This is a genomic window from Pseudoalteromonas tetraodonis (assembly GCF_002310835.1).
GTDB lineage: Bacteria > Pseudomonadota > Gammaproteobacteria > Enterobacterales > Alteromonadaceae > Pseudoalteromonas > Pseudoalteromonas tetraodonis.
In genome coordinates this window covers 2,729,712-2,754,797 of sequence record NZ_CP011041.1, presented here as the reverse complement: position 1 = coordinate 2,754,797, position 25,086 = coordinate 2,729,712, and the positions used below count along the sequence as shown (strand labels likewise).

Here is a 25,086-nt window from a genome sequence, read left to right as displayed (position 1 = left end):
ATCATTACCCGGTATATTGATGTGCTTTTAATATTTCAAGGGGAATAATATCTAGCGCTTTTTGGTTTGTTGCTTCAAGTACAACAGGAGGAGCAACATTTGCAGCAATGGCATGATACCAACGAATCGCACATAAGCACCATTTATCGCCAGCTTTTAAGCCTGCAAAATCATATAAAGGATTAGGGCTAATTAAATCGTTACCTTGCGCCTTAGAAAATTGCAAAAATTCGTCGGTCATAATGGCGCACACACTGTGATTACCAAAGTCTGAATCTGGCACATAGCAAAACCCTTCGCGAGTATAGCCGCCATTGCCACAACATAGTTGTAGGCGAGTTCCCAGTACATTTAATTGATTAGCCATATAACAAATTACCTTTTAGTGATAACTGCTGAAAAGAGCTGCTTACCATAACAGGCTGTTAGTGACTTAGCTATATGCGAAGAGGCTTCTGGGTAGGTATTTGTTTATAAAATAGCTGCGCTTTGAGTAAATTCAAAACGCAGGTTTTTTATTGTGCTATTAAGTTAAGATAATAGCGCCGCAGCTAAGCGCACAAAATCAGAAGAGGTTAAAATACCTACCAGCTGACCTTGCTCACTAACCACAGGCATACAGCCATGGCGATTCTCTACAAAAAACTTAACCACATCTGATAATGGCTGGGCTGGAGTAACACTAATAAAGTCACTCACCATAATATCTTCTACTTTTGTGAGTTTTTCTTTGCGTTGTAATGCATTTGCGCCAAAAGTAGCCATGATCCCCATTACTTTGGCAACCATAATTTTTTGCGTAAGCATGCCAACAAATGCGCCATCTTCGTCGATAACGGGAATGTGACGAACATTTTTTTCTTTCATTAAATTATGTGCGTCGTGCAAAGTACTTTTTATATTCACTGAGAATGGGTTAGGTGTCATTAAGTCTGCAACGTTTTGACTCATGTTTATTCCTTTATAAAGCGTGTGGTATATCACATTATATTAGCGCGCTTTTTAAGCTTTGCACCTTATTGAGATCAAGGTTTTTGCAGATTTAATTCACAGGAGGGAAACAGGCATCACTTAATAAAACACCCTAAAGCGTTTTATTAAGTGATAAAAAATGACTATGGGTGAATGTTATTCGTAACCACGTTCTTTTTTAGTTTTAATAACCGCAATGTAACCGTGCCAACTAGCGTAACTAAGTAGTGGCATAATAATAATGAATCCAGCGGCACCCGCAGCAAAGCCCAGTGCCACAAGTACAAATATACAAATAGACCACACCAGCATGGCTGCAAAGTTTTCTTTAACTGCATGTATTGAAGAAACCACGGCAGTCATTATATCAACGCGTCTTTCCATCATAATTTGCGGGGTAAATGCCGAAATTGAAAACACACTAACCAGTAAAATACCGCCAATAATACTGCCTATGGTTAAAAACGCCGAAAGCTCTTCAAATGTTGGGTTTGCATGGCTTGGGTACAATGCATGAACAATTGCAGCTAAGCGCATCCAAATAACCATAATTACCATAAGTAACACGGCAAAACCCCACTCACCTACAGGGTTACGAAACATCGATTTTAATGAATGGCTTAAAGTAGGTTTATGGCCTTTTTCAAGCTCCCAAGCCACATCGTACAAACCAACCGCAAACACAGGACCTATTAAGGCAAATGCAACCGTGGCTGGCAGTATGGCAAGGTGGCTGTCGGTAAGTACAACAGAGTAAACAATCGCTACGGGAATAAGTGTGAAGATTAAACCGTAAATTAAGCTCAGCATGGGCGCGCGCGCCATATCCTTAAACGCTAACGAAAGCCAATGAAAAGCGGCAAATGTATTTACTTTGTTGCACTCTAAACAACGTGCGAATTTGGTGTCTTTTTCTATTGTGTTTGTAGTTGGCATAAAGATGCTCCTTTTTTAGTCACCTTTTAGTTTTAGAACATAGATGTTTTATTTACAACTCATAAACAACTTATACGCAAGATTTAGTTGCATTGTTCATTTGTTAATCATTTTTATTGCGTGTTAGCGATTAGGTATATTTTTGAGCACGTACTTAAAAAAGTGGGTTCGTATTTCTTTTACACAGTGGTAATCTAAACGCTGTAGCTAATTTTAAGAGACCGTAATGAAGGAAAATAAACAACAATATCAAGGAGCTTTACTGAGCAGTAAACGGTTTTTACCTCTGTTTGTGACACAGTTTTTCTCCGCTTTAAATGACAATGTTTACAAGCAATCAATCCTCCTTATTTTAATTTTTCAGGCTGCTACGGTGGCCGATGGTGCTTTTTATTCTAACGTGGCTGCGGGATTATTTATTTTGCCATTCTTTTTATTTTCGGGCATGGCTGGTCAAATTGCAGAAAAGTTGGAAAAATCAAAGTTGATCAGCATCGTAAAGTTTTGCGAAATTCCAATAATGCTGGTGGGCGTGGTATCTATTTTAACCGAGCAGGTTTGGTTAATGTTGGGTACTGTGTTTTTAATGGGTTTACAAAGCACTTTTTTTGGGCCACTTAAATACTCTATTTTACCGCAGCATGTGGCTCCTCATGAATTAACCAAAGCTAATGGGTTAGTTGAATCTGGCACCTTTGTGGCTATTTTATTGGGCACCGTATTTGGCACTTATTATATAACCCAAGTTGCAGGCCCTGTTTATATCAGTATCGCGATAGTGAGCTTGGCGGTTATTGGTTATTTGAGTAGTCGTTTTATACCAAAAAGTGCCGCGAATGATGCTAATTTAAAGGTATCGCTTAATCCTATTTCCTCGACCAAAAGTGTATTTAATGTGCTTAACACACAAACCGAGTCAGTGGGTAAATCAGTATTGGGGATCAGCTGGTTTTGGCTGATTGGTGCAGTGATATTAACCGCGCTTCCTAACTATGTAAAACATGTAATGGGAGGCGATGAGCTGGTGGTTACCTCAGCTTTAGTGGTGTTTTCGTTGAGTATTGCATTGGGGTCTTTACTTTGTGAGAAGCTATCGCGCTCACGTATTGAGTTAGGCATTGTGCCTTTTGGGGCGCTTTTAATTAGCTTGTTTTTATATTTATTAAGCCAAGAGCCAAGCATTGAGTTTTATCGCCAAACTAATGAATCGCTGCTTACCCTTGAACAAGTGATTAATACCGGCGATATGCTCTGGCACTTTATTTGGATGGCTGGTATTGGTATAGCGGCGGGTTTTTATACGGTGCCACTGTATGCACTTATTCAGCAGCGTACTCACCCAGATAGCCGTTCACGAGTGATTGCTGCCAATAATGTACTAAACGCCTTATTTATGGTGGGCAGCGCTGTTTTAAGTATTGTTACCCTAACGCTTTTACACTGGGAGATTTCACAATTACTGTTGTTATTAGCAGGGCTTAATTTACTGATATCGCTGTACATATATAGCAAAGTGCCTGAGTTTTTCTTACGTTTTATTATTTATATTCTAGCGATTTGCATGTACCGAGTACGCACTAAGGGAACGCTTAATATGCCCGATGATGGGGCTGCCGTGGTGGTGAGTAACCATGTTAGCTTTGTTGATTGGATGTTTATTTTAGCCGCGTCACCTAGGCCAATTCGGTTTGTCGTGTTTGCCCCTATTTATTATTCACCAGCACTTAATTGGTTGTTTAAAATGGCCAAAGCCATTCCAATTGATAGCGAAAAAGCAAATCCTAAGGCGTTTAATAAAGCCTTTGACGATATCGCTCAGGCACTAGAGCGTGGAGAGCTGGTGGGAATTTTTCCTGAAGGCAAGCTCAGTGGAGATGGCGAAGTTGATGTATTTCGCCGTGGCATTGAAAAAATAATTCAGCGCACACCGGTGCCTGTTATTCCTGTTCATTTAGATGGACTATGGGGCAGTATGTTTAGTCGAAAAACAAAGTGGCGATTGCCTAGACCAAAGTGGTCGTTGGTCAGTGTGACTATTGGTGAAATGGTGGCTGCACAGAAGGTTAATGCCAATGATTTGCGCGAGCGAGTGGTTGCTTTAAAGTAGCTTAATAAAAAAGCGCTGCAATTAATTGCAGCGCTATGGTTGTATTACTTAATGGTTATTAACGGTCTAAGTTCATTACTTTAGTCCATGCCGCAACAAAGTCTTCTACAAACTTTTGCTTTGATGTATCAAAGGCATACACCTCAGCAACTGCACGCAGCTCTGAATTTGAACCAAAAATCAGATCAACTGAAGTGGCTGTGTACTTTTGCTCACCTGATTGACGATCAAAGCCTTGATAAATCCCCGCATCTGATGACTTTTTCCAAACCGTCGACATATCTAATAAATTAACAAAGAAGTCGTTATTTAGAGTGCCTGGCTTATCAGTAAATACGCCGTAGTCAGTGCCTTTATAGTTTGCATCAAGTGAGCGTAAGCCACCGACTAATACAGTCATTTCAGGGACTGTTAGGTCTAGCTGATCCGCTTTATCAATCAGCATTTCTGTTGGTGATTTATAGCTTTTCTCTGCATCAAAATAGTTTCTAAAACCATCGGCAGGCAACTCTAATAAGCTAAATGCATTAACATCAGTTTGTGCTTGTGTAGCATCGCCACGGCCAGCATTAAACGGCACGTCTACTGAGTAGCCTGCATCTTTGGCTGCTTTTTCAATCGCTGCATTACCACCAAGTACAATTAAATCAGCAAGCGATACATGGCTTTTGCTAAATAAGCTGTCGTTAAAGTCAGCTTGAATCGCTTTTAATACTTTAAGTACCTTTGTGGTTTCTGCTGGATTATTTACTGCCCAATCTTTTTGTGGTGCTAGCGCAATACGTGCGCCATTGGCTCCGCCGCGCATATCTGAATCACGGTAACTGGCAGCCGATGCCCATGCCACACGTACTAACTCAGGTACACTTAGGTTCGAGTCTAAAATAGCAGCTTTCAGCTCTTTTACTGCACCAGCATCAATGTTTGATTTAGTCTCTGCTGAAATAGGGTCTTGCCAAATTAAGTCTTCTTTTGGTACTTCTTTACCTAAAAAGTTACGTGGTGGTCCCATATCTCGGTGAGTTAATTTGTACCAGGCTTTAGCAAAGGCTAGTTGATACTCTTTAGGGTCATTTAAAAAGCGTTCAGCAATTTTGCGATATTCAGGATCAAATTTTAACGCTAAATCGGCAGTGGTCATTACCGGTGGGTTAAATTTACCTTTGACGTGCGCATCAGGTACTGACTTATGTAATGATTCATCTGTTGGGATCCACTGAATAGCGCCAGCAGGACTGCGAGTTTGTTTCCACTCAAAGTTAAGTAGGTTGCTTAAGTACAGTGATGACCAGCGAGTAGGTGCTTGTGTCCATGCGCCTTCTAAACCACTAGATACAGTATCTTCAGAGTGACCTTTACCACATTTGTTTTTCCAGCCTAAACCTTGCTCTTCAATACCTGCTGCAGCAGGCTCTGCACCCACACAGTCTTTAGGTTTGTGCGCACCATGCATTTTACCAAAGGTGTGACCACCGGCGATAAGTGCTAGGGTTTCTTCATCGTTCATCGCCATGCGAGAAAACGCAACGCGAATGTTCTTAGCTGAGCCAATAGGATCAGGTACTCCTTTAGGCCCTTCTGGGTTTACATAAATTAAACCCATGTGAGTTGCACCTAGCGGGCGTTCTAGTTTGCCGCTGGCATCTTCACGGTCGCTGGCAAGCATTTCTACTTCAGGACCCCAGTAAACCATGTCTGGTTCCCAATCGTCAGTACGACCACCAGCAAAACCATAGGTTTCAAACCCCATGTTTTCTAAGGCAACATTACCGGCTAATACGATTAAGTCTGACCATGAAAGGGCTTCACCGTATTTTTGTTTAATTGGCCAAAGTAAACGGCGCGCTTTATCCAAGCTTACGTTATCTGGCCAGCTATTAAGCGGTTCAAAACGTTGTTGACCACCGCCAGCGCCACCACGGCCATCAAGCGTACGATAGGTACCTGCACTGTGCCAAGTCATACGAATAAAAAATGGGCCATAGTTACCAAAATCTGCCGGCCACCAATCTTGAGATTGGGTTAGCAGAGCGTCGATATCACTTTTTACAGTGTCTAAATCTAGGCTGTTAAATGCCTCTGCATAATTAAAGTCACTACCGTAAGGGTTTGAACGTAGATCATGATCGCGAAGAGGAGATAGGTTAAGTTGATCTGGCCACCAAAATTGGTTGGTTCTGGTTGCACCCATTTTTGCCTCACCCATGCCAACAGCACCTTGTGGCTTAGACATTTGTGGTTTTTCTTGGCTAAAAGCAGAGCCAGACATAAGTGCCATACTTATAAATCCAACAAGTGCTTTTTTAGTAAATGATCGGTTTTTCATTGTCAGCTTCCTTAAAGTTAACGAATTTCGTTATATACAAAGCGTATTACTATTATTAAAAATAGAATCTAATAATTTAAAAATTAGTGAGCTTTTACTCCATTCAAGTTGTTGTTTACAAAGCTTGAATGACTAAGCAGTGCGAATAGTATAGTAGAGGGGCTAAAAACCGTGTGCGAAATAAACCGATTGATACAATCTATAAAAATGATTTATTAAAGTTAAATGATTAAATAAACAAATCACTAAAGAGCTTTGAAAGTGGCAGACATAAAAAAGCCCAGCGTAGGCTGGGCTATTAGATTAAAATCTGTGTTATTGATTTTTCATTAATTTACTGGTGATCACACCTGAGGTCATAGAGCCCGATACGTTGAGTGCTGTGCGTGCCATATCTATTAAGGGTTCAATAGAAATAAGTAAAGCCACAACCTCTATAGGTAATCCCATGGTAGGCAATACAACCAACGCTGCGAAGGTAGCACCACCACCAACACCTGCAATACCAAACGAGCTAATAACCACAATGCCAATTAGCGGTAAAATAAACTCAAATGTAAGTGGGTCTATCCCCACACTTGGCGCAACCATCATTGCGAGCATCGCAGGATAAATACCAGCACAGCCGTTTTGACCAATAGTGGCACCAAAAGAAGCCGATAAGTTTGCAATTGCCGGAGGTACTTTTAACTGGTTAATTTGCACATCGACATTCATAGGAATGGAGGCCGCTGAGCTACGTGAGCTAAATGCAAAGGTCAGTACTGGCCAGATTTTTTCAAAATAATGCTTTGGATTTACACCCACAAAGCTAAGCAATAAGCCATGCACAACAAACATCAATAAAATAGCTACATACGAGGCAACAATAAAGGCAAGTAAATTTAAAATATCGTTACTGCTAGAGTTTGCCACGACGCTTGCCATTAGGCCCGCAACACCATAAGGCGTTAGTGCAATCACCATGCGAACTAAGCTCATTACCGTAGCTTGTAGGGCGTTTACACCGTTACGAATTGGGCTGGCAAGTTCTGTTTTTTCCAGCATTACTTTACGTGCAGCTATACCAACAAGGACACCAAATATAACCGTGGCAATAATAGAGGTTGAACGTTGATTACTTAAATCAGCAAAGGGATTTTCAGGAATAAAGCTCAGTAGCATTTGCGGCACGCTTAAGTCGGCTACATTCGCAGCTTTGCTTTGTAGGGTGTCCATTCGAGCGGCTTCTCGGGTACCCGAAACAAGCCCTTCAATACTGAGGTCAAATCCATAGGTGACAGCAATACCCACCAAAGCGGCAATTGCTGTGGTAAAGAGTAAAACAGAAATACTAATAAATGATATTTTACCTAAAGAGCCTTGGTTTTCGAGCTTTACCACTGCGGCAATCATAAAAATTAATACCAATGGCATGATGATCATTTTTAATAAACCGACATAGCCTTTACCCACCACGCTTACCCAGCTGAGTATTTCTTTAATCGTCTCTGGAGAGTGGGCAAACAAAAACTGTAGGGCTAAGCCAAAGGTGCTACCAAGCACTAAGCCAAATAAAACGGTACGAGATAAAGAGCTGCTTTTTTGCGAAAAAAGATAAATCGCGAACAGCAAACCGACAAATAATGCCAACATTAATAATACAGCAAGCGACATAGTACCCTCTTTTATAGCTGTGAATTAGCGCGGCACTTTAACGCTTTGTAAGACGTTAACAAAATACGCTTTCGCTATGGTATAGAATTAAAATGAATATAGTAATAATATTAAAGTATAACGAATGAGCGCATTGTTGAAAAAATTAACCCATATGATTGTATTTTCTTTAATTTATGGCGTTTACTAGATGAAAGTAAGATCTTAACTACAAATAAAATCGTAACCCTAGTACGTAGTAATAAATTAATTTGTTCACTTTAGTTTTTATTTAAAAAGGGAGTATAGGTATGTTAAAGGCAATAATGGCACTGGTGATGGTTTTAGTGGTTAGTGGGTGTTCAACCCAATACCCAAACCAAGCACTACTTGGTAAGCAATTTCCTACTGTGACGGGAGAAAGCTTAGAGCAAAAGTCATTCACCATTCCTGAGGACTTTAACAACCCCAATACGTTGCTGTTAATTGGTTATAAACAAGATAGCCAGTTTGATATTGATCGTTGGCTTATTGGTTTAGATATGAGCGCAGTGAATGTGACCGCTTATGAGTTGCCCACTATTCAGGGTATGGTTCCTCGCATGTTTAGTACCTTAATCGATAGCGGTATGCGCAAAGGGATCCCAAAAGAGTTGTGGGGTGGGGTGATCACAATTTACAAAGATGGCGATAAGGTTCAAGCATTTACTGGTAACGAAAACCCGAATAACAGCCGCATAATACTGCTTGATGAGAGTGGCAAAATTATTTACTTTTACGACCGTGGCTTTTCGGTCTCTGCGTTAAATAATTTAAAAGCGGTGATTGAAAAGCAATAGGTTGCAGGTAAAGTTAGCATGCCTTTGGGCATGCTATAACTAAACGTTAGCGTGCCACGTTATAAAAGCATTATTCGCTTACGTTGTTTCTGCCTTTCTTTTTAGCTCTATAAAGCGCTAAATCAGCATTTTTTAAAGCCTCGTCAAAGCTTTGTTTTGCTGTTCTTTGTGCTACGCCAATAGAAACAGTCACGTTCACCGTTTTATTGTCGCTTGGCTGTTTACCTTTGCGAGATTTTTTATCTGTGCGTTTTGGGTTTCTGATCACCATGTCGTAAGTTGCAATATTTTGACGCAGTGTTTCTAGTTCAGGAATTGACTGCTCAGCTGTTTTTCTTGGAAATACAACGGTAAATTCCTCTCCGCCATAGCGGTAAATCTTGCCACCCCCTTTAACGCCACTCATTTTTGCTGCCACTAGCTTAAGTACTTGGTCGCCAATATCATGGCCATAGGTGTCGTTGAATTTTTTAAAGTGGTCAATATCGAGCATAGCAACAGTGTATTTTCGCCCTAATGATAGAGCAAGCTGATTAAGTGCGCGGCGCGTTGGTAAGCTCGTTAAATCGTCTCTGTAAGCTAAATAATAAGAGTCGGTACTCACCGCTAATAAATACAGAGAAGCCATAAGTACAGCAATGACAGACCAAGGAAAATCAATAACATGTTGTTGGTTAAGGCACCACACAATAAAAGTGATGAGTAACGCCGTTTGCGTCAGGTTATGTGTTCTTACGCTTTGCCAAATGAGTAAGCTGCCAATGAGCGACAGTGGTAAAGCTATGGGTAAATAAGGAAGCAGTTGAGTATAAACAGAAGGTTGTAATGATAGCCCTTGTAAATGCAGACTCAGTGCCAGCCACGCAAATGCTGCGCCGCCACATAGAATAATTAATAAGGTTCGGGTCGCAGTGTGTATTGATAAAAGTGCGCGATCTTTTATCACGGCTAACAACATTAATAAACTTGCAGCGCATAGTAAAACCCAATCAGATTGCGCTTTAAGCCAACTTGACCAGGGCAAAGCATACTCAAGTGAACATAAATAAAGTAACCAAAACGCGCACAAAATAGCAACTCGACTTCGATTAAACTGAGTGGCAAATATAGCGGTAATAATCAGTAATGGATAAACAAGATTATTAATAAGAGAGAGCTTACTTTGCCATTGGGTTTGAAATTGAGTTAATAACAAAAATAATCCACACACGGCTAAAAGACTCAAAGAAGTTGATTTAACTCCTGCTAATTTTAACAACCCATGCTCCAAAGACCGATGCCTAAAAAAATAAAAGCTTATTGTATTGATATATAAAAAATATTACTACTTTAATGCTTGTTAATTATTTAAAAACAATACTTTAAAACTAATTTTAATGTTTTTTATCGACATTTTTTAACCAAATGTATGACATTTTAGTAAATGTAAAAATAGTGAGCAGATTAAATTCAACAAGGTGGGAGACGATGTAAAAAGCGTTTAAACATTGAATAAGGCCATCCATGGCCTATTAATTAATCGTTTTTGTAGTAAGGGTAGTCACTGTAACCTTGCTCAGTCCCGCCATACATAGTGGCTGCATCGGCTTCATTTAATGGCCATTGATTTTTTATGCGCGCTGGTAAATCAGGGTTTGCAATAAAAGGGCGACCAAAAGCAAATAAATCACCGTAGCCTTTAACTAACATCGCCACCGCTTTTTCAACAGTGTACTTACCAGCGTAAATAATACGCCCAGAAAATTCAGCTCTAGCTGCTTGATAAAATTGCTCTGGTAAATCAGGGGCATTGTCCCAATCAGCTTCTGCAATTGAAAGGTAGGCAATACCAGCTTGTTCAAGTACTTTAATCGCTTCAATGTAGGTATGGTGTGGGTCTGATTCTACTAACCCTAAATAAACACGGGTTTCATCAGTACTGCTAAATAAGGGCGCAAATCTAACCCCTAAGCGCTCAGGGCCTACTACGTCACTTACTGCCGCGACAATTTCTTTTAAAAAGCGCAGGCGATTAGTAAGAGATCCGCCGTATTCATCATCTCGTTTATTGGTGTGCTCAGAAATAAACTGATTTACTAAATACCCATTAGCACAATGCAGTTCTACACCATCAAACCCCGCTTCTAGCGCATTACGGGCAGCTTGTGCATACATGCCAACAAGCTCTTTTACTTCATCGGTTGTCAAAGCTTGTGGTTCACTTGGATCGGCTAAAGCGCCTTGAGCCGGTCCTGTTTCAATAAAGACTTTAACGCTATCAGCTATTAGAGCTGAGGGGGCAATAGGTTTGGCTTCATTAGGCTGTAAGCTAGTATGTGAAACGCGGCCAACATGCCAAAGTTGAGCAAAAATAATTCCACCTTCTGCATGTACTGCATCAGTTACTTTTTTCCAACCAGCTATTTGTTGATTAGAATGAATGCCTGGTGTCCAGGCATACCCTTGTCCTCTTGGTTCAATTTGAGTGCCTTCGGTAACCATAAAACCAGCACTAGCACGCTGTGCATAATATGTGGCCATCACCTCGTTGGGGATATTGCCAGGAACCGTGCTACGTGAACGTGTAAGTGGCGGCATTACAATACGGTTTTTAAGTGTGTATGGGCCTAAATTGATTGATGAAAATAGACTGTCGATATTTTTACTTGGTTGACTCATTTTAATACCTTTTAAATTAATAATGCTGTTTAGCGCCAATTACAATGCTGGTGAGCATAGGGATTAAAAGGTACAATTTGAAACAATGCTTTTTTGTTTAAGATACAATTATGAATGGTATATCTCGGCTTGATATAAAACAATTACGAATATTGAGTGCATTACTTAAACTAAAAAATGTGTCGGATGTGGCGCGCAAAATGGGCTTAACCCAGCAGGCTATTAGTGAGCAGCTGCGAAAATTGCGTGACTTATTTGACGATCGGCTTTTTATTCGCCAAGGCAATACAATGGTTGCAACACCTAAAGCAATTGCACTAGAGAAGCCCATTAATCAAATATTAACTCAGGTAGAAGCGTTATTAATACCTAAACAATTTATCCCAAGTAGCTACAAGGGCGTATTTACAATAAGTGCGACTGATTACGCTATAGCAGCTCTTTTGCCACAATTATTAGAAATAACAAGACGCGAAGCGCCAGGATTAAAGCTGATTATTCGTGACTTTGCCTCTGATAATGTTAATCAATTAATAAGTGCAGGAGAGCTGGATTTATTAATTAGTTTTCCTGAATTTATCCCTGCAAACTTAATCTATGACACATTATTTGAAGAACAACATATTTGTATTGCGGGGAAAAACACGGTGTTTTCTTCATCGACGTTGAGCCTTGCTGAAGTGGCCGCACACCCTCAATTAGTGGTTTCAGCGTCACGTGCTAACTTACGAGGCTCTCACGACCAATGGTTTGCTGATAAGGGTTATGCGCGCAATATTGTTATGTCAGTGCCTGGCTTTTCATTTGTCCCCGATTTGCTTTGCAGTACTGACTTAATTGCTTTTTACCCATCGCGTTTACTGCCAAACGCCAAAGTGAAACAGCTTGAAGTTGAATTATTACCACCGCCATTTAAGGTGATTGCAGCGTGGCATCCACGTTCAAATAACAGCGATATTCACCAGTGGTTAATAGCGCAATTAAAACGGATTTAGTACTATTTAATTAGTTGACGAATATCGTTCCCTGTTGGTGCCTCATGGGCACGTAACGAAAAGGCGGGTAATATCGCTAATATATGGTCAAATATATCTGACTGAATATTTTCATACTCACCCCAATTAGTTGTATTGGTAAATGCATAAATCTCAATGGGTAAGCCATTTTTAGTTGGCTCTAGCTGCCTTACCATCAGTGTCATTCCCTGATGAATATGTGGGTGATGTTTTAATAACGCGACTAAATAATGACGAAATGTGCCAACATTAGTGAGCCGACGACCATTTAACGTACAGCTCATATCTATTTTTTTCGTGGTATTTTGCTCGTTGATAACCGGTAGGGTAATTTCGAGGTAGTGACTTAATAAATCTGCTTTTTTCAGCGCGGTGATTTCTTGCTCATCTAAAAAGCGCACACTGCTCATTTCTATATGGATACTCCGTTTTATGCGCCGCCCACCGGATTCTGACATACCGCGCCAGTTTTTAAATGAGTCAGAAATTAGCGCATAGGTTGGAATAGTGGTAATGGTTTTATCCCAATTTCTTACTTTAACTGTGGTCAAGGCTATATCAATCACATCGCCATCTGCGCCGTATTTGGGCATTTCTAACCAATCACCAACCGCAAGCATATTGTTTGCTGAAAGCTGAATACCGGCCACCAGCCCTAAAATAGCGTCTTTAAACACCAGTAGCAGTACAGCCGATAGCGCACCTAAACCACTGAGTAATATTAACGGGGATTTATTCATTAATAATGAAATCGCTAAAATACCGGTTAATACGCTGGCGATCAGTTTAATTGTTTGTAAAAAACCACGTAATGGAAAGTGAGCTGCAATGGGTTGCCTGTCAGATATTGCTTGAAAAATATTGAGCATAGAAAACAGCGAGAGCAGTGCAAATAAAATGATCCACTGATCAGTAAACATCTCAATGATATGTAAAAAAGCCGTTCCTTCTGGAACCCAGAGCCTAGCTTGTATAACAACCACAGCACCTTGTAAAACAAAGGAAATATTACGTGTTAATTTAAGCGCTAAGTCGGCAGGCGTGTGGGTATCGGTTTGAACAACTTTATCACTAAAGCGGCCTTTAAGTAGTCGTTTTGAAACTGACCTTAAGATGAGGTGCAATATGAGCGCAAATAAGCCAACCCAGCACAGTACTAATATGTTGTACCATAAATGCGCACTCCCAGGAAAATAAAGACTAAACCATTGCAGTAAAAATTCTCGCAGCTGCGATCGTATTTCAGTCATTTATATTCCCAAGAGATTTATTTGCGTGAGTTTCATCTATTTAATGAAATCTAGTTAAGCAGATGGGGCGAGAAAAGTCTATTTAAGCCGCGCTTAAATAGACGTTTTAAAAATAATATTTATATTTTATTTTCAGCAAGTTGCAGAGTTAACTCCTCAAAAATACTCGGATCGTCAATGGTTGATGGAATTTGTAGTTCTTCACCATCAATAAGTTGACGTAAGTTTTTGCGTAAAATTTTACCTGAGCGTGTTTTTGGTAAGCGCTCTACACACATAATATTTTTAAGACACGCAATAGCGCCGATTTGATTACGCACGGTTCGCACCAATTGCTGCTCTACTTCTTTATGCGAGCCATGAAAATCATTTTTTAATACCACCATGGCCATGGGGTTTTGACCCTTGAGCGCATCATTAACACCAAATACGGCACATTCAGCAACCGCGGGATGAGCGGCTACAATTTCTTCCATTTCACCGGTTGATAAACGATGCCCCGCGACATTAATCACATCATCGGTGCGGCCCATAATAAATAGGTAGCCATCATCATCAATATAACCGCCGTCGCCAGAAAGATAATAGCCTTCATATTCACTTAAATAACCGGCTTTAAAGCGTTCGGTATTTTGCCAAATAGTGGGTAAACATCCTGGCGGTAAAGGCAGTTTAATAACGACTGCACCTTGTTCATTGGGGGCGCATTCGTCACCATTCATATCTAAAATACGTACGTCAAACCCAGGAGTCGCAACCGTTGAACTGCCTGCTTTTGTAGGTAGGTGCTCAATGCCGACAGGATTACAGGCTATCGCCCAACCAGTTTCGGTTTGCCACCAATGATCAAGCACAGGTAGGCCTGTTTTTTCTTTGAGCCAATCGTAGGTGGGAGGATCTAAGCGCTCGCCTGCTAAAAACAAGCGTTTCAGACTTGAAGTATCGTATTGTTTAAACCCATCGGCATTGGGATCTTCTTTTTTTATCGCTCTAAAGGCTGTCGGTGCGCTAAATAAAGCCGTTACTTTATACTGTTCAACCACTCGCCAAAATGCACTGGCATCTGGGGTTCTAACTGGTTTACCTTCAAATAAAATAGTGGCACAGCGGTACATAAGCGGGGCATACACTATGTACGAATGGCCTACAACCCAACCAATATCCGAAGCGGCCCAAAACACGTCACCGGGTTTCATTCCGTATACGGTTTCCATGCTGTAATGCATGGCAACGGCATGGCCGCCATTTTCACGAACAACTCCCTTGGGAGTACCCGTTGTGCCTGACGTGTATAAAATATAAAGCGGGTGATCGCCATTTACCGGAACAGGATCAACGCCAGTAGCTGTTTGCATTGCAACAGCCCAGTCAATATCACGCTCAGGCATAAGTGGTGCAGTTACTTTCTCACGCTGATAAATAATACAATGTTCTACTTTATAAGAGGCTGATTCGAGCGCGTTATCAAGTAACTCTTTGTATTCAATTACGGTATTCACTTCTATACCGCAAGAGGCACTGAGTACTAACTTAGGCTTGGCGTCATCAATTCTTACGGCAAGCTCATGCGCTGCAAACCCGCCAAATACGACCGAATGAATAGCGCCGATGCGGGCGCAGGCTAACATACCAATTACGGCCTCGGGGATCATGGGCATATAAATAACCACGCGGTCGCCTTTTGTTACGCCTAAAGACTGCATTACTCCTGCGAATTTAGCGACTTCTTGTTGCAGTTCAAAGTAACTGTAGCTGCGCGCGGTATTGGTTACGGGTGAGTCATAAATTAACGCTGTTTCATCACCATGGCCTGCAATAACATGCTGATCTACCGCTAAAAAGCAGCTATTAAGTTGGCCGTCGGCATACCAGTGATATAAACCGTTTTCATCTTGTGTGTAAGCTGTTTCGGGAGCCTGGTACCAAGGGAGGCGTTTACTTTGCGATAACCAAAACGCTGCCGGGTTTTGTTTAAACTCGTTGTAATGTTGTTTGTATTCACCTGACATAAAGGCTCCTGAGCAAAATTTAATATAACTTTATTTAGGGTCTGTTGACCTTTGCAAATTAAAGCTTGAAAGATCAACAGACCTTAAAACTAAGCGCTTTTTATCAGGAGTGATATTCGACTATGGTCGGTTAAATAATGAACGGGTTATGTGGTTTTTAGCTAACGCTATGGTTTATAACGAACTAACGACTAGTTTGATGATTTAAATGAGGTAACATATAAAAATGATGAACTATTTAATGTGGTAATAATGAGTCAAGTTGTCAGAGTAGGCGTTGCAGTGATAGTAATGCATGATAATAAAATTTTACTCGGTGAGCGAATAGGCGCACATGGTGCAAATACCTGGGCAACCCCTGGGGGGCATTTAGAATTTGGTGAAACGGTTGAGCAATGTGCAGTGCGCGAAGTAGCAGAAGAGACAGGGCTTACTGTTACTAATATTCGTAAACTCGATTTTACCAACGATATATTTAGCGCCGAGAACAAGCACTATATTACTTTATATGTACGGGCAAAGTATGAAGGTGGCGAGCCTGTGAATAAAGAGCCTAACAAATGTTTACAGTGGCGTTGGTGCGATATTAATAACTTACCTTCACCTTTATTTACTTCTTTGAAAAATTACTTAACGCAAGGCGTTTTACCTACTCAATACTAAAGACGCGTTGGAATAGGGAGTTGCCATTTATTTAAAATTTGTTGGTATTCACCGCTTTCTTTTATCGCGTTTAATCTATCAGTAATAATTTTCGCTGTTTGCGGGTTAAGCTGCTTACTTGCTGCAAAGTGAAGAGAAGAAGGTAGCTCATCTAAGTGTATACGCTTAGTAATTAAGCTTGGGTCGAGCCCTGCTCGCTTTAACTCGTTTTCAAGAGTGAGGGTGTTAGTCACCACAAAATCGATACGATTTTTATACAGCATTCTCCATAGCTGCTGGTAGTAACTCACTAAGACTAGATTCTCACTTTCAGTAAAGCCTTGAGCTTCTAAATAAGCTTGTGCAGAATAACCGCGAATAGTGGCTACTTTGTATTCTTTGGCAAAGTTTAAGTGAATCACTTCATCGTTATGACTGCGTAAACTTACTAGGTATGCATCTGCAAAATACACTTTTCCCAGCCACTTAAACTGGCTGTTTTTGTTTGGTGTTTTTAACAGTGACAGCATGATGGCATTAGGATTGGCTTGTTGTTGTTGAAACATACGCGCCATCGGCATTATTTCAAACGTTGCTGTTAAAGCCGTGCCTTTTAATACTGCTTTAGCGATATCTACTAAGGCACCCTGCGCTTCACCTTGAGGGTTTTTAAAATGATAAGGGGGCAAATCTTCAGCGATGAAGGTAACCGGGTTTGCGTGACAGGCCGCACTATAAAAAACCAATACAAAAACAGTTAACATCATACGCAAACGCATAAATAATTGTCTTTAAAGCAATACATGAGGCTAGTGTAAATAAAATCAATAAAAAGGTACACGTTAAATGTGTGTTTTAGGTAATCAAATTGTTTAATTATTGTTTTTTATAAATTGACGAGGTGAGCATTGATACCAGCGCTTAAAGGCGCGATTAAAAGAGCTTTGATCATTAAACCCCAACATAGTTGCAATACTGCTTAGCGAATAATGAGGAATATATGTTAACAAACGGCGTTTTTGCTCTCGCTCAAGAAGAGCGGCAAAATTGGTGTTTTCTTGCTTTAGATGACGTTGCACTGTGCGTGGGGTCATATTTAAAGCACTAGCCGTTCTGATCAGTGAACAGTCCTGCAAATCATATTTAGCCATTAAAATATGATTAACTTTTTCTGTTAATAATTGCTGACTTTTAAACTGGGATAGCTGTTGCTCTGACATTTGCTTTAGCACAGCGTTAATCTGGGAGTTATCGGTTTTAAAAGGAAGGGTTAAGTAACTACTTGGAAACTCTACTTGATTAAAGTTAGCGCCAGCTTTTACTGGGCAATTAAACCATTGCGCTAATTGTTGTAACTCACTGTCTGAAAAATGTGCTGTAAAATAAACGCAACTAGGCGAAAGCTGAGGATTAAGCAGTTGGCGTATAACACTTACCCACGCGGTCATATTTCGTAATACGGCCTGTGGACTGCACTGTGGGTCTGCTAACCAAGTTACCTTGCAAAGTGTTTGTTGCTGTTCAAACTCAGCACGCCCTATGTTAGCCACTAAACTGTCGTAGCTCAGTAATGCAGTAATGGCACTGGCTAGATTAGTACTCGATTCAATTAAATACCCAAGTACACCAAAATCAGCGGTACGTATTTGTTTTCCTAATTCAAACCCGAATAAGGAGTCATTTAGCGTTTGCTGTGCATAACTAAGCAGCGCATTATAGCTTTTTAAGCTAATACGAGGCGCTAATTGTTGTGTTTGCTTATTTGTATATTCATCAAATTCAATGGCAGTTAGTATCTCTTGGCTATCTAATCCTGTGCTTTGAAGATAATCCAAACAGCTAGAAAAGTAATGATCGGCTAAGGTTTTCATTTGTCGCCTAAAGCTAAAAAATAGTCATCTAATCGCAAGTTTGCCATGCAATATTTTTATATGCTAGAGATCTATAAAAATAATATGGGGCACACAATGATTGAGATAAACGTTAAACATAGTGTGGCAGCAACGCCTGAACAATTATGCATCTTATTATTAGCGCATGCTGATTTGGGGCGCTTTTTTAATGCGCAGTTTGAAGTGTTAACACCGCAAGACTCGGGTGAAATAAGTGGTGGAAAAGGCACTATTAGACAAATAAAAATGCAAGGTACAACATTTAAAGAGCAAATAATAACGGCCGATAATAGCCACATTAGTTACCGTATTTTAGGGGATAAACCCGTTGCACAGCACCGTGGTGATATTTACTTAAAAGCCAATAATGCTCAGCCATCACTCACCGAGATCAGCTACCATATTCGTTGCATTGCGCCTTTGTGGTTACCCGACTTTATACTGGCTTTTTTTATAAAAAAAGATGTTAGCCAAGCACTTAAAAAAATAGCCAGCTATTTTCAGGAGAAACATCATGAGCATTGAAATTATTTTATTGGCACTGAGCCCTATTTTTTTGCTGTTTGTAGGGGTTGAGTTTATAAAATTTAGACGTTACTACGATATAAAAGACAGCTTAGCCAACGCGTTACTTGCTTTATTACATCAAGGCGCTGATGCCATTGCGTTATTATTATTAATGCCGTTTTTTTATTGGTTGTATCAGTTTCGGCTATTTGATATTGAATTGACGCTATTTACTGTATTAGGCGCTTTTTTACTGCAAGACTTTTTATACTATTGGTTTCATCGTGCATCACATCATATTCATTGGTTATGGGCCGCTCATGTAGTGCATCATAGTTCTACTAAAATGAACTTTACCACGGCATTTAGGCAAAGTTTAATGTATCCGCTGGCGGGAATGTGGCTATTTTGGTTGCCGATGATATTAATAGGCTTTGAGCCTGTGATTGTTTTTGCGGTGGTGGCACTTAATTTGGCTTATCAATTTTTTGTACACACGCAAGTGGTAAAAAAGCTCGGTTGGTTTGAAGCATTATTTAATACCCCATCGCATCATCGGGTGCACCACGCTATAAATAATGGCTACTTAGATAAAAACTTCGCTGGCGTTTTAATTATTTGGGATAAATTATTTGGCACTTATGTAGAAGAGGATGAAAACAAGCCCTGTAAATACGGCATTATTGGTCAATTAAACAGTAATAACCCGATCAAAATCACCTTTCATCAGTGGCAGTATTTATTTAAAAGTACTTACCAAGCTAAAGGGTTACAAGCCAAGTTAAACGTGTTGTTTGGCTACCCAACAAGCTCTCAAAGTAGTAATAAGTAAGCCTATTTTTATATAAAAAAAGCCAGGAGCAAATAGCATCACTCCTGGCTTATCTCACAGTAAAATTTAGTTATTTGGCCGTTGTGATCACTGTATCAATTAAGTGTACAACGCCATTATTAGTGTAAATATCAGTGGTTGTTACATTGCTGCCAGCTACTTGTAGTGATGTAGCCGGTAAGCTTACTTGCCACCAAATATCGTTCACAGCTTGACCATTATTCTGACCAGCTGCCGTATCACCTGAGAAGGTATATAAAGGACGACCAAGATAAGCGACTTGCATGCTGTCATCTGAGCGAGCAATCAATGATAAACCCGGAATATTTTCAATCGATGCCGCAGTGCCTAACACGGGTGGCCACGTTGTTGCACAAGCTGCTTCACATACGCTCATTGCCTCACCTAAGTCGTTATCAAATACATACACGGTTTTACCAGGCATTGCATCGGCCATACCCGTTACTAAACGATTATTTGTTGCATCATAAGCTACGCTGTCTGTTGCTGTATTTTCTGTACTGGTAAAATCTAGCACGTTTACGCTTAGCATATTATCAGCAAGTGTAGTGACCATTTTACCATTGGCTGCAAATGCATCGGTACTTCCAACTTGAGCGCCTAATACGTGTTGAGTCAGAACACCTGTTAGTGCAGCGGTGTCAGCCAATAAGGCATCTAAATCAGCGGAAGGGATTTTACTAAATGCCGCATTTGTTGGTGCAAATACAGTAAATGATTGAGTGGTATCGTTAAACGTATCTACTAGTGATGCTGCTTGCAGTGCAGTTACTAATGTAGATAGTGCAGGCGTTTCTGTGGCAACTGTTGCAATAGTTTTAGTCGGAGTGCCGACTTCAGCCGGTGGCATAATCACTTTATTTAATACATGAATAACGCCGTTGCTAGCGGTTACATTTGCCTCTGTGATTGCCGAATCATTGATAAATAGCGAGCTATTTACATAAGAAATAGCAGCCATGTCGCCATTGGCCATTTCTACTTTGTTACTATTGCTATTAGCAATGGCTACAGCGTCATCAGATAAAACAGTGGCGTCAGGGAATACATGGTAAAGCAAAATATCACGCAGTGTATCTGTATCAGCTAACAGCGCATTAATTGTATCCTGACCGAGCGCTGCAAATGCATCATCCGTAGGAGCAAATACACTAAAAGTGTTATCTGGATCAGCAACTAACGTATCTAAGCCTGTTGCCGTTAGCGCAGCAAGAAGTGTAGTAAAGTTACCATTTGCACTGGCTATATCAGCAATTGTTCCTGCGCTTTGCGGTAAGGTTACATCAGAAATAATAACCGAATCGATTACATGGATAACACCGTTAGAAGTCATAATATCTTTAACAATGATGTTTGCACCGCCAAACGACAACATATTTGTATCTGCGTTTATCGCGATTGGAAGTGTATTGCCTAATAGCGTTTCAGCAGATTGGCCGTTTAAAGACATTGCAGTGACTGAATCAACTGACCCAACAAGTACATGCTGCTTTAAAACATCCGCTAAAACGGTTGGGTTTGCCAGCAGTGTATTTAAAAAACCACTACCAATTGCTTCAAATGCAGCGTCGGTAGGCGCAAAAACGGTGAACTCTTTCGACGTATCCGCCAGTGCCGATGTTAAGCCTGCAGCGTCAAGTGCGGCAAGCAAAGTACTAAAGTCGCCTGCTTGTTGAGCTGTTTCAACAATATTGTTGGTTGGCGGTGTTTCTGAAACCGTTTTTGGTGTAAGTACTGCGTCAATAACATGAATAATACCGTTGTCGGTTTTAATGTCGGTCATTGTTACCGTGCTGGTATTAACTAATAAGCTTTCACCATTTAAAGACAGTGCAATACTTTGTCCGTTTACCGTTTCAACGGTTGACCCAGCCAAACCAATTGCTGCTTGCGCATCTACTCTGCCAGAGATCACATGGTAAGTTAAAATTGAGCTTAAAGTATCAGGATCAGCTAATAAATTATTGATAGTTTCTTCACCTAATAACGCAAATGCATCATCAGTAGGAGCAAAAACGGTATAGCTGTTAGTTAAATCGTCTAGTGTTTCATCTAGACCTGTTGCTTCTAAAGCTGCAACAAGGGTAGTGAATTCTCCAGAGTCCTGTGCGGCATCAAAAACAGAAACGGCTGGTTGTGGATCTACAGTGACAGGGGCGTTGTTATCATCGTCGCTACTACAACCTTGAATGAGTAACAAGGGAAGTATGATAGCACCGAGCTTAAATACTTTATTCATAATTTTTCCTTTAATTGAATGTTACAGTGTTACAACTTTGTGAACTCTACGTAGCTAGATTCTGTATTGATCAAAAAAAAGAGCGTTATTTTTGTACGATTTAATAGGTGTAAGATTTAATTGAACTTTTATTCAAGCAATTCTTAAATTTTAGTTTTTTTACTGCGAGGCGCACCCAGTAAAATAAAAAGGTGGCAAATACACACCGATAAAAATGCACTAATTCCCAAAGCGCCACCAAAGCCATCAAGAATGGGAACCAAATAGGCAAAAAACAATGAAAATATAATTGCTGAACTGGCAAGCGTATAAACACCAAAGCGGTGAGGGGCGCTCATGCCAATAAAGGTGCCGCCAAAAAAGACGATACTATAGAGTTCTGCGTTGAGGCTCAGCTGTGCAAAAATCAAATAGGCAATAATTGAGAGTGCAGCTGAGGCTCTTATAGCATCAAAGCGGTTATGCTTTGCTAAATAAAAGGTAAAAAAAGCACCAGCCAAGGCTAATACTGGGTATGTAATAGTCATATCAGCAATCCTTTAGCTAAAACAAACAGGGCTACACTGGCAAATGCAATACTGCCTAATCGTCCGCCAAATCCTGCAAATACATTAAGTGTTAGTGTATATAAAACAGCGCCAATGGCAGAAATAATAGCGATTTCCCAATAGTTGCTAATTAAGCTGGTGGAACACATACCGGCAAAACTACCTGCATAAATGGAGGCATAAGGGTGGTTTTGATAACGTGCAGGAAACGGAATAAATGAACCGATAAGGCCTGTTAAAGCAGCAGACACAACAATAGGTAATGCCAATGTGGTATGCATTATAAAGCACGACAAGCAGCCTATAAAAAAGGTGATGAATTTTAAAAGTATGAATTTAGTCATAAGGCGCACATCATAAAGGTTCAGTTTTAGCTTTAATAGTTAAAATCGACAATTTAAGACTAAAAGCGATATATGTCTCCCAAAAGAGCAAATAACCGTGGCTTTAAATTAAATGTACGCAATGAATGACTAAAAATAATGCCGTTAATGTTCTATAAATTACAAATTATGTATAATGCAGCATATTTCATATATTAAAAGTTATAACCTAAGGTAATTTATGTCTAACTGTTTGCATTTGGCTATTCCAGCTGGTGATCTTGAAAAAGCGAAAGCGTTTTATTGTGACGTGCTTGGTTGTAAAACGGGTAATAGTGAAGCTGGGCGATGGGTAGACATTGATTTTTGGGGTAACGAGTTAACGCTTCATCAAAGCACAGAGCGCTTACCAACAGTGCGTCATGATGTTGATATGGGCGCAGTAGCTGTACCGCATTTTGGTATTCACTTATCTGAAGATGAATTTCAGGCGTTAAAAACTCGGATTGCGGCTGCTGGCCTTGAATATTTAGATAAGCCTTACCGCCGTTTTGTAGGTGATGAATTTGAGCAAGAAACGTTTTTTATTGAAGATCCAAATGGTAACGTTTTAGAAATGAAAACTATGGTAAACCCAGAAGTATTATTCAAAAAAGGCGAGTAATGATTATGCGCCTAAACGATTACTTTAGGCGTTTTCTCTAGTGTAGGTTTGCTTAGCCTGCGCTTTTCGTAATGACTTTTTTTGATACATTGCTTCATCACCGGCTTTTAAAACCTCATCTAAATTTTTAGGCGCTTCGCTATAGTTTATTTGCCCTACGCTTGCGTAAATAGCGATGGTGTTGCCTTGGTGTTCTAAGCTAAGTGCATTTAATTTTTGTTCAAGGGTCGCAACTCGCTGGTTAATTTTATCTTTGCTGGTAAATAATGCCATAGCCACAAACTCATCTCCGCCTAAGCGGCCAACTGCGTCTTCACTGCGCATATGCTGACTAATTGACTCTGCCACCGTACAGAGTACTTTATCGCCAACATCATGGCCGTAGGTATCATTTATTGCTTTAAATCGGTCTAAATCGATATATAAAAAACACAACACGCCACCACGTTGAGCGTGTTTTTTTAATAACTCATTGGCTTTTAAACTCCAGCCTCGGCGGTTATAAATATGACAAAGATGATCGTAATTAGCGTGCTGTTCAGCCTGTTTTTTAGCATAACTGAGTCGTTGAATTCGCCTACCAACTGCAATAGCAAGAAGCAGAGATTCAATCGTAAAAGCAATCACAAACCCATAACGCTGTATAAAAGGACTGTATTCGGTTAGTAACACTCTAAATATCATGCTGATAAATACACAGCTTAAGGCAATAAATACCAAGCTGGCTTCGTTAACGCCTTGTTTAGCTTGCACAGCTGAGAGTATAAAAATGGTCATCACAATCAGTAGTGACAAATAGCCAGTCACGATTGTGGTGATATTAGTAATAGCGGGTAAATCTAAAGCTATTTTTTGTAAGCACAAAGTCAGTACACATAACGCGATAATTTTTAATGCATAACTTAATTTGCGCCAATACTCAGGTAGCTCTAATAGTGCGCTCATAAACCAAGTAGCACTGACTATAGTTAAACCAATACTTAATGTATAAAGGTGGCTGATATATGCAGAAAAGTAGCCATTGGTAAATAAATAGGGCTGGCCTTCTTGTAAAAAAATAAAGCTAGCGATACAAAAAAGATAGATGCCATACAGTTTAAAAATAGCGTTTTTAATGCCATAACCTATTATTAAAGCATAAAAAATAAGCGTTGCGCATAATCCATAAAACACCCCAAATATTAAATTGTACAACTGCACCTTTTCAATAAATTGCTGTGAGTCTAGCCAAGTAAACCGGGGGTTATAGCTGGCAGTAGTGGTTAAAGTTAGCTTTGCATTAAAGCTGCCTTGTTCCATTAAAATAGCCATTTGATTTGTTTTTAAAGGGGCTTTTAATTGGTTATTTTGTTGCCACGAAAAACGTTCAAGTGCAGGGCGAGTAAACGTAAAAACACCGCTTTGGTTTAGCGTACATACCAACTCAAATTGGTTAATGCCTTTTTCTAATTTTATGTCTGCAGCAATACCTTGCGATAAGGGAATGGATACACTGTTTGCGATAGATTTTAAATTGCAGCTATCTTTTGCAATAGCTGTATTGCAGATAAGAAAAATAAAAATGACAAATAAAGCACCGCAAAATTTAATACATAAGGAGGTGGTTGTATGTAAGTGCTTCCTTATTGTTACGGTGTTATTGAGCATAGTAGGGTTATAAAAATGGCAGT

Annotated in this window: 22 protein-coding genes; 7 read left to right on the top strand and 15 right to left on the bottom strand. The window is 40.0% G+C overall.

Annotation, left to right across the window (positions count from 1 at the left end; all coding sequences use genetic code 11):
* Positions 1–4: 4 nt before the first annotated feature.
* The 3 genes from PTET_RS12855 to PTET_RS12845 all read right to left on the bottom strand — a co-directional run bounded on the left by PTET_RS12855 (position 5) and on the right by PTET_RS12845 (position 1,908).
* Positions 5–367: a DUF2237 family protein gene (locus PTET_RS12855; protein WP_096038743.1), complete on the bottom strand. Its 363-nt coding sequence runs from the start codon at positions 365–367 to the stop codon at positions 5–7.
* 164 nt (positions 368–531) lie between these two features.
* Positions 532–951, bottom strand: a complete 420-nt coding sequence (locus PTET_RS12850; protein ID WP_016900499.1) for a CBS domain-containing protein — start codon at positions 949–951, stop codon at positions 532–534.
* Between the two features lie 177 nt (positions 952–1,128).
* Complete coding sequence (locus PTET_RS12845; RefSeq protein WP_016900498.1) at positions 1,129–1,908, bottom strand: DUF2189 domain-containing protein; 780 nt, start codon at positions 1,906–1,908, stop codon at positions 1,129–1,131.
* 226 nt (positions 1,909–2,134) lie between these two features.
* On the opposite strand from PTET_RS12845, the gene PTET_RS12840 reads away from it, so the two are divergent.
* Entirely contained in the window at positions 2,135–4,015 is a 1,881-nt protein-coding gene (locus PTET_RS12840) for an MFS transporter (protein ID WP_096038742.1), read from the top strand.
* A 58-nt stretch (positions 4,016–4,073) separates the two neighbouring features.
* Here PTET_RS12840 and katG read toward each other — a convergent pair whose 3' ends face one another.
* Together katG and PTET_RS12830 are read right to left on the bottom strand one after the other, a co-directional pair.
* Positions 4,074–6,341 carry a catalase/peroxidase HPI gene (gene katG, locus PTET_RS12835; protein ID WP_096038741.1) on the bottom strand — a complete coding sequence of 756 codons (2,268 nt, stop codon included), beginning with the start codon at positions 6,339–6,341 and terminating at the stop codon, positions 4,074–4,076.
* Positions 6,342–6,656: 315 nt separating this feature from the next.
* A complete protein-coding gene (locus tag PTET_RS12830; protein ID WP_024601432.1) occupies positions 6,657–7,997 on the bottom strand; it encodes an L-cystine transporter in 1,341 nt (446 codons plus the stop codon).
* A 290-nt stretch (positions 7,998–8,287) separates the two neighbouring features.
* Here PTET_RS12830 and PTET_RS12825 point away from each other — a divergent pair, with 290 nt between their 5' ends.
* Positions 8,288–8,815 carry a hypothetical protein gene (locus PTET_RS12825; RefSeq protein ID WP_096038740.1) on the top strand — a complete coding sequence of 176 codons (528 nt, stop codon included), beginning with the start codon at positions 8,288–8,290 and terminating at the stop codon, positions 8,813–8,815.
* Between the two features lie 70 nt (positions 8,816–8,885).
* Here PTET_RS12825 and PTET_RS12820 read toward each other — a convergent pair whose 3' ends face one another.
* A complete protein-coding gene (locus PTET_RS12820) occupies positions 8,886–10,073 on the bottom strand; it encodes a GGDEF domain-containing protein (RefSeq protein WP_231893602.1) in 1,188 nt (395 codons plus the stop codon).
* Between the two features lie 257 nt (positions 10,074–10,330).
* Complete coding sequence (locus PTET_RS12815) at positions 10,331–11,473, bottom strand: alkene reductase (RefSeq protein ID WP_174818636.1); 1,143 nt, start codon at positions 11,471–11,473, stop codon at positions 10,331–10,333.
* A 110-nt stretch (positions 11,474–11,583) separates the two neighbouring features.
* On the opposite strand from PTET_RS12815, the gene PTET_RS12810 reads away from it, so the two are divergent.
* Entirely contained in the window at positions 11,584–12,468 is an 885-nt protein-coding gene (locus PTET_RS12810; RefSeq protein WP_024601320.1) for a LysR family transcriptional regulator, read from the top strand.
* A 2-nt stretch (positions 12,469–12,470) separates the two neighbouring features.
* Here PTET_RS12810 and PTET_RS12805 read toward each other — a convergent pair whose 3' ends face one another.
* Together PTET_RS12805 and PTET_RS12800 are read right to left on the bottom strand one after the other, a co-directional pair.
* On the bottom strand, positions 12,471–13,739 hold the full coding sequence (locus PTET_RS12805) for a mechanosensitive ion channel family protein (RefSeq protein WP_024601319.1): 1,269 nt from the start codon (positions 13,737–13,739) through the stop codon (positions 12,471–12,473).
* 119 nt (positions 13,740–13,858) lie between these two features.
* On the bottom strand, positions 13,859–15,748 hold the full coding sequence (locus PTET_RS12800; RefSeq protein WP_096038738.1) for an AMP-binding protein: 1,890 nt from the start codon (positions 15,746–15,748) through the stop codon (positions 13,859–13,861).
* 252 nt (positions 15,749–16,000) lie between these two features.
* Here PTET_RS12800 and PTET_RS12795 point away from each other — a divergent pair, with 252 nt between their 5' ends.
* Positions 16,001–16,411 (top strand): nucleotide triphosphate diphosphatase NUDT15, encoded by a 411-nt coding sequence (locus tag PTET_RS12795; protein WP_096038737.1) that lies wholly within the window; start codon positions 16,001–16,003, stop codon positions 16,409–16,411.
* Here PTET_RS12795 and PTET_RS12790 read toward each other — a convergent pair.
* The gene (locus PTET_RS12790) at positions 16,408–17,169 is read right to left on the bottom strand and encodes a substrate-binding periplasmic protein (protein WP_096038736.1); all 762 of its coding nucleotides are present in this window, start codon (positions 17,167–17,169) and stop codon (positions 16,408–16,410) included. The genes PTET_RS12795 and PTET_RS12790 overlap by 4 nt on opposite strands.
* Positions 17,170–17,262: 93 nt before the next feature.
* Positions 17,263–18,261, bottom strand: a complete 999-nt coding sequence (locus tag PTET_RS12785) for an AraC family transcriptional regulator (RefSeq protein WP_096038735.1) — start codon at positions 18,259–18,261, stop codon at positions 17,263–17,265.
* A 96-nt stretch (positions 18,262–18,357) separates the two neighbouring features.
* Between PTET_RS12785 and PTET_RS12780 the strand changes: the two genes are divergently transcribed.
* Both PTET_RS12780 and PTET_RS12775 read left to right on the top strand, forming a co-directional pair.
* A complete protein-coding gene (locus PTET_RS12780) occupies positions 18,358–18,807 on the top strand; it encodes an SRPBCC family protein (RefSeq protein ID WP_096038734.1) in 450 nt (149 codons plus the stop codon).
* Entirely contained in the window at positions 18,797–19,621 is an 825-nt protein-coding gene (locus PTET_RS12775; RefSeq protein WP_096038733.1) for a sterol desaturase family protein, read from the top strand. The genes PTET_RS12780 and PTET_RS12775 overlap by 11 nt, the downstream gene beginning before the upstream one ends.
* 70 nt (positions 19,622–19,691) lie before the next feature.
* Here the strand turns inward: PTET_RS12775 and PTET_RS12770 are convergent, their stop codons facing one another.
* The 3 genes from PTET_RS12770 to PTET_RS12760 all read right to left on the bottom strand — a co-directional run bounded on the left by PTET_RS12770 (position 19,692) and on the right by PTET_RS12760 (position 22,710).
* Positions 19,692–21,881 carry a fasciclin domain-containing protein gene (locus PTET_RS12770; RefSeq protein ID WP_096038732.1) on the bottom strand — a complete coding sequence of 730 codons (2,190 nt, stop codon included), beginning with the start codon at positions 21,879–21,881 and terminating at the stop codon, positions 19,692–19,694.
* A gap of 143 nt (positions 21,882–22,024) precedes the next feature.
* Complete coding sequence (locus tag PTET_RS12765; RefSeq protein ID WP_008111424.1) at positions 22,025–22,408, bottom strand: hypothetical protein; 384 nt, start codon at positions 22,406–22,408, stop codon at positions 22,025–22,027.
* Positions 22,405–22,710, bottom strand: coding sequence for a hypothetical protein (locus PTET_RS12760; protein WP_008111425.1), 306 nt, complete (start codon positions 22,708–22,710; stop codon positions 22,405–22,407). Before PTET_RS12760 ends, PTET_RS12765 begins: the two co-directional genes overlap by 4 nt.
* Before the next feature lie 283 nt (positions 22,711–22,993).
* On the opposite strand from PTET_RS12760, the gene PTET_RS12755 reads away from it, so the two are divergent.
* The gene (locus tag PTET_RS12755; protein ID WP_024601311.1) at positions 22,994–23,416 is read left to right on the top strand and encodes a VOC family protein; all 423 of its coding nucleotides are present in this window, start codon (positions 22,994–22,996) and stop codon (positions 23,414–23,416) included.
* A gap of 24 nt (positions 23,417–23,440) precedes the next feature.
* On the opposite strand, the gene PTET_RS12750 is transcribed toward PTET_RS12755, so the two are convergent.
* Entirely contained in the window at positions 23,441–25,063 is a 1,623-nt protein-coding gene (locus PTET_RS12750) for a sensor domain-containing diguanylate cyclase (protein WP_096038731.1), read from the bottom strand.
* Positions 25,064–25,086 lie beyond the last annotated feature (23 nt).